Annotated in this window: 8 protein-coding genes; 3 read left to right on the forward strand and 5 right to left on the reverse strand. The window is 75.3% G+C overall.

Annotated elements, in window-relative coordinates; all coding sequences use genetic code 11:
- The coding region (locus B7P34_RS34655) for a hypothetical protein (protein WP_223268554.1) at nt 1–632 on the reverse strand (632 nt) is incomplete at its 3' end.
- Between the two features lie 72 nt (nt 633–704).
- Here B7P34_RS34655 and B7P34_RS34660 point away from each other — a divergent pair.
- Both B7P34_RS34660 and B7P34_RS34665 read left to right on the forward strand, forming a co-directional pair.
- A complete protein-coding gene (locus B7P34_RS34660) occupies nt 705–1,538 on the forward strand; it encodes a GNAT family N-acetyltransferase (protein ID WP_223268555.1) in 834 nt (277 codons plus the stop codon).
- 76 nt (nt 1,539–1,614) lie between these two features.
- Nucleotides 1,615–3,300 (forward strand): DUF885 domain-containing protein, encoded by a 1,686-nt coding sequence (locus B7P34_RS34665; protein WP_106682118.1) that lies wholly within the window; start codon nt 1,615–1,617, stop codon nt 3,298–3,300.
- 43 nt (nt 3,301–3,343) lie between these two features.
- Here B7P34_RS34665 and B7P34_RS34670 read toward each other — a convergent pair whose 3' ends face one another.
- The 3 genes from B7P34_RS34670 to B7P34_RS34680 all read right to left on the reverse strand — a co-directional run bounded on the left by B7P34_RS34670 (nt 3,344) and on the right by B7P34_RS34680 (nt 4,519).
- Entirely contained in the window at nt 3,344–3,715 is a 372-nt protein-coding gene (locus B7P34_RS34670) for a hypothetical protein (protein WP_030364379.1), read from the reverse strand.
- The gene (locus B7P34_RS34675) at nt 3,715–3,945 is read right to left on the reverse strand and encodes a hypothetical protein (protein WP_030364380.1); all 231 of its coding nucleotides are present in this window, start codon (nt 3,943–3,945) and stop codon (nt 3,715–3,717) included. Before B7P34_RS34675 ends, B7P34_RS34670 begins: the two co-directional genes overlap by 1 nt.
- Before the next feature lie 79 nt (nt 3,946–4,024).
- Nucleotides 4,025–4,519, reverse strand: a complete 495-nt coding sequence (locus tag B7P34_RS34680; RefSeq protein ID WP_106682119.1) for a rhodanese-like domain-containing protein — start codon at nt 4,517–4,519, stop codon at nt 4,025–4,027.
- A 94-nt stretch (nt 4,520–4,613) separates the two neighbouring features.
- On the opposite strand from B7P34_RS34680, the gene B7P34_RS34685 reads away from it, so the two are divergent.
- On the forward strand, nt 4,614–5,060 hold the full coding sequence (locus tag B7P34_RS34685; protein WP_106682120.1) for an Lrp/AsnC family transcriptional regulator: 447 nt from the start codon (nt 4,614–4,616) through the stop codon (nt 5,058–5,060).
- A 168-nt stretch (nt 5,061–5,228) separates the two neighbouring features.
- On the opposite strand, the gene B7P34_RS34690 is transcribed toward B7P34_RS34685, so the two are convergent.
- The coding region (locus tag B7P34_RS34690; protein WP_286157539.1) for an SbcC/MukB-like Walker B domain-containing protein at nt 5,229–5,947 on the reverse strand (719 nt) is incomplete at its 5' end.

The following is a 5,947-nucleotide window of genomic DNA, read 5'->3' on the forward strand; positions in this document are numbered from 1 at the left end:
GGGCAGCCGGCGCGCCACGAGGAGAGCCGGGCGGCGAGGGTGCGGTCGCCGGCGAGGCGGGCCGCTATGGCGCGGATCTCCTCGTCGCGGGCGAGGGCCCGCTCGCGCAGGGTGTGCCGCTCCTCGTCGGCCGCGCGCTCGTCGTGCATGGCGGGGTTCGGCGGTACGAGGAAGACGCCCGTGTCCTGCTGCTCCGTCTCCGGTACGGGGGCGAGCAGGGCGCCTGCGGTGCCGACGGCGAGGGCGGAGCGGGGCAGCAGCGAGGCGGCGCCGAGGACTTCGCGGGCGCGGGCGTGGGAGTCGGCGTCGGTGATGACGACGCCGTCGACGAGCTCGGGGCGGGCCGCGAGGACGGCGGCGTGCCGGGCCGGGTCGACGGCCTGGGCGAGGTAGCGCCAGCCGGGCAGGGCGGGGATGCCGTGCTCGCCGAGGTACTCCACGGCCGCGAGGACGTCGGGGCGGGGCGGCAGCAGGCCGCCGTCGCCGAGGGCGCCGAGGATGCGGGAGTCGTCGGCGGCGGCCGTGCGCAGGTCGAACAGCTGCCGCTCGGAGGCGGCGACGCTCTCGTCGAGCAGCTCGCGCAGCGCGTCGGCGTTGCGGTCGAGCTCCTCGGCGGTGAGCGGGCCCGTCACGGGCGGCAGCTCCGCGCGGCCGCGGGCGGCGGCCGTGACACCTGGCTGGAGCGGGCCGACGCCCACGACCTCGTGGACGCGCCGACCCGGGTCCTCAACCTCGCCACCCGCACGGCGCTCGACGCCGCCGAGCTCCCGCTCGCGCTGCGCAGGCTCCTCGGCCGCTGCACGATCCGCTCCGTGCCCGGCCGCTCGCCGCGCAGCGGCGGCGCCCCCGCCGAGGAGGTGCCGGCGGAAGGCGTGTGGGAGGGCACGGTCGTGCGGCTGCGCGACCCCTCCGGCGGCTCCATCACCATCGAGCGCCCCTATCTGCCGTTCACGCCCACCGAGTTCGCCCGGGCCCGCGCCCTCGTCGAGCTCGACGCCCGGCTCGGCCCGCGCGTCCCGCCGCGCGCCGACGTCCTGACCCTGCCCGAGGGCAGCGAGATCACCGTCCGGCGGGCCGGCGCCGGCGACCTCGCCGCGGCGCGCGCCATGCACGAGCGCTGCTCCGCCGCGACGCTCGCCCAGCGCTACCACGGGCCGGCCGGCGACGCCGAACGCTACCTGCGCCACCTGCTGAGCCCGCGCTTCGGCCGCACCCTGGCCGCGTACACCGCGACGGGCCGCCTCGTCGCCCTGGGCCACCTGCTGTGGGACGGCGACGAGACGGAGGTCGCCCTGCTCGTCGAGGACGACTGGCAGCGGCGCGGCGTCGGCGGCGAACTCCTCGGCCGCCTGGTGGAGCTGGCCGTGGCGGACGGCTGCCGCAGCGTCTACGCCGTCACCCGGTCCTCCAACACCGGCATGGTGGCGGCGATGCGCGCCCTGGGCCTGCCGCTGGACTACCAGGTCGAGGAGGGCACCCTCGTCATCACCGTACGGCTCGCCCCGGCCCGTATTCCGGCGCTCCCGCCCGCACCCTGACATTCCGCCCGCGCGCCGGGCGCGCACGCCGAAATTGCCGGTGACGCGGCGCACCCCGCCGTACGAGGATGTCCGCATGCCGAACGACACGAGCACGTTGCTCCCCCGCCAGGTCGCCGACGCCTACGTCGACGCGTACACCGAACTCGACCCCATCACGGGCACCTTCCTGGGAGTGCCGGCCTCCGCGACCCGGCTGCCGGACTTCTCTCCCGCGGGCCAGCGGGCCGTCGCCGATCTCGCGCGCGCCACGCTCGACCGCCTCGCCGAGGCCGAGCGGCGGCCCGGCGCCGACGCCGGCATCGAGCGGCGTTGCGCGCGGCTGCTGCGCGAGCGCCTGACCGCGCAGCTCGCGGTGCACGACGCGGACGAGCACCTGCGCGCGGTCAGCAACATCCACTCGCCGTTGCACTCGGTGCGCGAGGTGTTCGCCGTCATGCCGGCCGACACCGCCGAGGACTGGGCGGCGATCGCCGAGCGGCTGCGGGCCGTGCCCGCGGCCCTGGAGGGCTACCGGGCCTCGCTCGCCGAGGGCCTGGAGCGCAAGCTGCCCGCCGGCCCGCGCCAGGTGGCCACCAACCTCACGCAGCTGGACGAGTGGATCGGCACCGGCAACGGCTGGTTCGGCGACTTCACCGCGGCCGGCCCGCAGGAGCTGCGCGCCGAGCTGGACGCCGCGGCCGCCGCCGCGACGGGCGCGCTCGTCGTCCTGCGCGACTGGCTCCGCGACGTCTACGCGCCGGGCGTCGAGGGGGCGCCGGAGGTCGTGGGCCGCGAGCGCTACGCCCTGTGGTCGCGCTACTGGAACGGCACGGACCTCGACCTCGACGAGGCGTACGCGTACGGCTGGGGGGAGTTCCACCGCCTCCTCGGCGAGATGCGCGCCGAGGCGGAGAAGGTGCTGCCCGGCGCGAAGACGCCGTGGGAGGCGCTGGCCCACCTCGACGAGCACGGCACGCACATCGAGGGCGTCGAGGAGGTGCGGGTCTGGCTGCAGGAGCTGATGGACGAGGCGATCGAGGCGCTGGACGGCACCCACTTCGAGCTGGCCGAGCGGGTGAAGAAGGTCGAGTCCCGCATCGCGCCGCCCGGCGGCGCGGCGGCCGCGTACTACACCGAGCCGTCCGAGGACTTCTCCCGGCCGGGCCGCACCTGGCTGCCGACGATGGGCCTGACCCGCTTCCCCGTCTACGACCTGGTGTCCACCTGGTACCACGAGGGCGTGCCGGGCCACCACCTGCAGCTCGCGCAGTGGATGCACGTGGCGGAGCAGCTCTCCCGCTACCAGGTCACCCTGGGCGGGGTCAGCGCCAACTGCGAGGGCTGGGCGCTGTACGCGGAGCGGCTCATGGACGAGCTGGGCTTCCTCAAGGACGCCGAGCGCCGGCTGGGCTACCTCGACGCGCAGATGTGGCGCGCCATCCGGGTGATCGTGGACATCGGCATGCACCTGGAGCTGGAGATCCCGGCGGACTCCCCCTTCCACCCCGGTGAGCGCTGGACGCCGGAGCTGGTGCTGGAGTTCTGCGACCTGCACAGCGGGCGCCCGTCGGACTACGTGGAGAGCGAGGTCGTGCGCTACCTCGGCATGGCCGGCCAGGCGACCGGCTACAAGCTGGGCGAGCGGGCCTGGCTGGCCGGCCGCGAGGCGGCCCGGGCCGCGCACGGCGACGCCTTCGACGCGAAGGCCTGGCACATGGCGGCGCTGTCGCAGGGCTCGCTGGGCCTGGACGACCTGGTGGCGGAGCTGTCCGCGCTGTGACGGCGGGGGCGGGCCCGCGGGCCCGCCCCTTCCTCCGGCTCCGTCAGATCCGCCAGGTGCGGATGCGGTCGGCGCACTCGTAGACGTCGACGCGGTACTCCTTGATGTCGCGCGCGAGGTCGACTATCGACCCGTACGGCGGGTCGATGCCCTCGCCCGCCGCGGCCATGTAGGCGACGACGACCATGCAGGCGTACAGGCTGCTGCGCACGGGCAGCGGCTGCAGCCGGACGAGGGTGTGCATCAGGGCGGCCGCGCGCCAGGCCGCGTCGGGCTCGTGGTCGAACTTCGCCACGTCGAAGGCGTGCCGGGAGACGGCGGCGGCGAGGGCGGTGTAGTCGTGGACGGCGGGCTCTTCGTACAGCTTCTGCTCCTGGACTCCGAGGAGCCAGGGCAGGTCGATGAGCAGCGGCATCAGGCGGCGGCACCGCCCGTGGACGGGGGAGCCTCCTCGGGGAAGGCGGCGTCGAACTCCGCCATGTGCTCGTTCCAGAACTTGGCGGCGCGCTCCACGAAGCGGCGGCGCTGCTGCTCGCGCACGGACAGGTCGTGCACGTACGCCTTGATGCTCTTGCCGTCCGCGGCAGCGGCCTCGCGGATGGCCGCGAGCTCCTCTTCCGTGAATTCGATGTTGAGTGCCGGCATGGCACCACGGTAGCGGCCGGGTGCCGCGGGCGGCAGCGCCCCGGGCGGACTTCGCGGCGGGGGCGCCCCGCCCGGCCGGTCAGCAGCCGCAGTCGTCGGCGCCGAGCGGGGCGGTCAGCGGGTCCGGCGGGAGCTGCCGGGTGCCGTCGGCGGTCTCCACGGCGTAGCCCTCGCGGATCCAGTACTCGATGCCGCCCAGCATCTCCTTGACGCGGTAGCCGAGCCGGGCGAGGGCCAGGGCCGCGCGGGTGGCGCCGTCGCAGCCGGGGCCCCAGCAGTGGACGACGACGGGGACGGCGGGGTCGAGGAACTGCCGGGCCAGCCGCGGGATCTGCGCCGTGGGCAGGTGGACGGCGCCGGGGACGTGGCCCTGGTCCCAGGCCTCGGTGGAGCGAGAGTCCACGACGACGAAGTCCCCGGCGCCCGCGGCGAGGGCCGCGTGCACGTCGGCGACGTCGGTGTGGAAGGCGAGGCGCGCGGCGAAGTAGGCGGCGGCTTCGGCGGAGGGGGCGGGCGGCACGGCCATGACGCGGCTCGCGGGGGCTGCGGCGGGGGCGGGAGCGGGGGTGGTCATGGCAGTGAATCTACGGTCCGAGATCACCGAGCAGAACCGTCAATCCTCGGCAAAACTCTTGAGTTACCGGTGATTTCACTGTTAGACATCGCCCATGACCGGCTATTCCCCTGACGCCACCGACTGGCGCATCCTCGACGCCCTGCAGCACAACGGACGCGCGGGCTACGCCGAGCTGGCGCGGATCGTGAACATGTCCTCCAGCGCGGTCACCGAGCGGGTGCGCAGACTGGAGGAGGCGGGCGTCATCGGCGGCTACACGGCCGTCGTCGACCCCGAGAAGCTGGGGATGCCCGTCCTCGCCTTCGTCCGGCTGCGCTACCCCAACGGCAACTACAAGCCCTTCCACGACCTCCTGGACTGCACGCCGGAGATCCTGGAGGCCCACCACGTCACCGGCGACGACTGCTTCATGATCAAGGTCGCGGCCCGGTCGATGCGGCACCTGGAGGAGGTCTCGGGCCGCATCGGCGCCCTGGGGTCGGTGACGACGAGCGTCGTCTACTCCTCCCCGCTCCCCCGGCGCGCGATCGGCCGCTGAAGGCCGGGCCTCAGTGAGGGCCTGAGGGCCCGGCCTCAGTGAGGGCCCGGCCTTCGGGAACGGCCTGTTCCGGTCCCGGGCCCCCGCCGGGGTTGCCCGAAGCGCCGGTCGGGCTTCGCTCCGGCTCGCCGTCGCCCACGGGCCGGAGGCCATGACGCTGCGGTGCGTTCAGCCGTGCCCGCCGCCGGCGAGTTCGTGCCGCACGGTCGAGCCCGACCTGCCCTTGACCACCCGCAGCTGGGCCGGCACGCGCCGGCGCAGGTCGGCGACGTGGCTGACGATGCCGACGGCGCGGTCCCGCTCGCGCAGCGCGTCCAGGACGTCCAGCACCTCGTCCAGGGTCTGCTCGTCCAGGCTGCCGAAGCCCTCGTCGACGAAGAGGGTGTCCAGCCGTACGCCGCCCGCCTCCTCGGTGACGACGTCGGCGAGGCCGAGGGCGAGGGCGAGGGAGACGAAGAAGGTCTCGCCGCCGGAGAGGGTGGCGGTGTCGCGCTCCTTGCCCGTCCAGTGGTCGATCACGTGCAGGCCCAGTCCCGAGCGGGCGTTGCCGCCGGCCCGGGCGTCGGAGTGGACGAGCGTGTAGCGGCCGGCGGACATGCGCCGGAGCCGGGCGGTCGCGGCGGCCGCGACTTGTTCGAGGCGGGCGGCCAGGACGTACGACTCCAGGCGCATCCGGCGTTCGTTGCGCGTGGACGTGCCCGCGGCGAGCCCCGCGAGCTCGGCGACGCGGTGGTGCTCCTCGCGGAGCGGGGCGAGGCGGCGGGCGTCCCTGAGGGCCGTGGCGGAGAGGCGGTCCAGGTCCTGGCAGCGGGTGCGGGCGGCGACCTCGGCGACGGAGGCGTCGCGGAGCCGCGCGGCGGCCGCGGCGAGGGCGTCGGCGGCCGCCC

The organism is Streptosporangium nondiastaticum (assembly GCF_003011965.1).
GTDB classification, from domain to species: Bacteria; Actinomycetota; Actinomycetes; order Streptomycetales; family Streptomycetaceae; genus Streptomyces; species Streptomyces nondiastaticus.

What these genes read in the sequence shown, in the direction of transcription:
- B7P34_RS34680 (WP_106682119.1), bottom strand. Translation starts at nt 4,519, where the DNA reads ATGACCACCCCCGCTCCCGCCCCCGCCGCAGCCCCCGCGAGCCGCGTC.
- B7P34_RS34665 (WP_106682118.1), top strand. Translation starts at nt 1,615, where the DNA reads ATGCCGAACGACACGAGCACGTTGCTCCCCCGCCAGGTCGCCGACGCC.
- B7P34_RS34685 (WP_106682120.1), top strand. Translation starts at nt 4,614, where the DNA reads ATGACCGGCTATTCCCCTGACGCCACCGACTGGCGCATCCTCGACGCC.
- B7P34_RS34670 (WP_030364379.1), bottom strand. Translation starts at nt 3,715, where the DNA reads ATGCCGCTGCTCATCGACCTGCCCTGGCTCCTCGGAGTCCAGGAGCAG.
- B7P34_RS34675 (WP_030364380.1), bottom strand. Translation starts at nt 3,945, where the DNA reads ATGCCGGCACTCAACATCGAATTCACGGAAGAGGAGCTCGCGGCCATC.